We start from the raw sequence: 1,689 nt of genomic DNA, 5'->3' as shown, positions 1-1,689 counted from the left end.
TGCAGCCACCGACTGCAAAGTGGATTGGCGCACGCCAAGGTACACCGAACGGTACGAGGGCTGCAAATTGGTATCGCGAAGGCCGAACGGCCGGCTCTGTCACTGGGGCTTATCAAGGCTTGAGCCGTGTGCGGTGAAAGTTGCAAGCACGGTTCTTAGGGGGCTGGGTGGCGGTAACGTCGCCTGGCTACCCGACCCACCCGACGCTGCCGCGTGGCCGGACATGTGACCAAGGCCCGTCCGGGCGTCCGGTCGGGCACCTTCCGGGACTCAGGCCACCGCCAAGGCTTGGCCCCAGCCATCCCCGCCGCGCATAATCGGCCGACGGACACGACCCCCGAGGAGCGACCGGTGGCCCAGGCCTTTCACTGCTTTCTGTCTCACAACAGCTCGGACAAGCCGGCGGTGCGCGCGCTCAAGGCGGCCTTGGCGGCCCTCGGCCTGCGCTGTTGGCTGGACGAGGAGCAACTGCGCCCCGGCCTGCCCTGGCTTTCGCTCTTGGAGGACGGCATCCGCGCCTCCGGCGCCGTGGCCGTCTGCATCGGCGCGGACGGGATCGGACCCTGGGAGCGGGAGGAGATGGACGCGGCACTGCGCCTGGCGGTGCGCGACCGCGGGCTGCCGGTGATCCCGGTGCTGCTGCCCGGGGCGCCGGCCAAGCCCGAGTTGCCGCTCCTGCTCGTCGGCCGCACCTGGGTGGACCTGCGCCCGGGGCTGACCGCCGCGGCACTGGACGGGCTCTTGTTCGGCATCCTCGGCCGGCGACCGGGGGCGGCCCCGGCCCTGGTCGGCATGACCCCCGAGGCGGAACTGCCGAGCGAGACCCGCTTCATCGACGCGGTCCTGGAGCGGCTCTGGTCCGAGCCCAACCTGCTGCTGCTTGCCCAAGAGGATAGGCCGATCCACGACGGACCCCACGCGGCCCTGACGGTGCTGCGCCGCCATGCCGCTGGCCGACCGGACCCGACTGGCCGGCGTGCTGAGCGGGCTCTTCGACTGCGCTGGCGACCGGCTCAAGGTGGTCCTGGCCGGCGGCCTGGAACTGGCCGAGATGAAGTACATCCACAGCGCCACCCTGTCGCTCCTGATCGCTGCCGTGCCCATACCCTGGCCCGAGCTGAATACCGGCGACCTGATGACCATCGCCGCCCGACCCCCCTTCGCGCTGACCGTCCCGGCCGAGACCGCCGCGGAACTGCTGGCCGCGGCGGGTGGACATCCGCGGCTGGTGCTCGATGGGCTGCGGCTACTCAAAGACGGTCGCCCCTGGCCCGCCTGTCTTCAAGACCTGAGGCTGTCCGGTCAGATCGCCGCCCATTTCAGTGTGCTCGGCCAGGACCCAGGGCGGGCCGCGGTGCTGCTGGGGCTGCTCGACCAGGATGACCTGGGACCCTACCGGGATTGGATCAAAGACCCGCTCCTGCGGCGGCTCTATTGGACCAATCTGCTACGGGCGGATGGGGTACCGGCACGGGCGCGGCTGGTGTGGCGGTGCGCGGCGGTTCGGGAGGCGGGGTTGAGGGCGCTGGTATGAACGACAGCCGGGCTCCACACCGTCGTGCGGAGCGACCCCAACGGGGTCGAACATACCAGCCCAGGGCAACGCCCTGGGTTCAGGGTTCAATTGAGCCAAGCCCTGAAAGGGCGTGACATAAAGGGTATGGTGATGATCCCGGAGATGATGTCACG

At 69.8% G+C, this 1,689-nt stretch carries 1 protein-coding gene and 1 pseudogene; both read left to right on the top strand.

Features of this window, described 5'->3' with window-relative positions:
* Positions 1-213: 213 nt before the first annotated feature.
* Positions 214-654, top strand: a pseudogene (locus tag QZY48_RS34745) (toll/interleukin-1 receptor domain-containing protein); the annotation flags it as partial.
* Between the two features lie 289 nt (positions 655-943).
* A complete protein-coding gene (locus QZY48_RS09880) occupies positions 944-1,534 on the top strand; it encodes a hypothetical protein (RefSeq protein ID WP_295430582.1) in 591 nt (196 codons plus the stop codon).
* Positions 1,535-1,689: the final 155 nt, after the last annotated feature.

The organism is uncultured Thiodictyon sp. (assembly GCF_903828115.1).
GTDB lineage: Bacteria > Pseudomonadota > Gammaproteobacteria > Chromatiales > Chromatiaceae > Thiodictyon.
The sequence above is the reverse complement of the archived record's forward strand: the minus strand, read 5'-3'. Positions and strand labels throughout refer to the sequence as shown.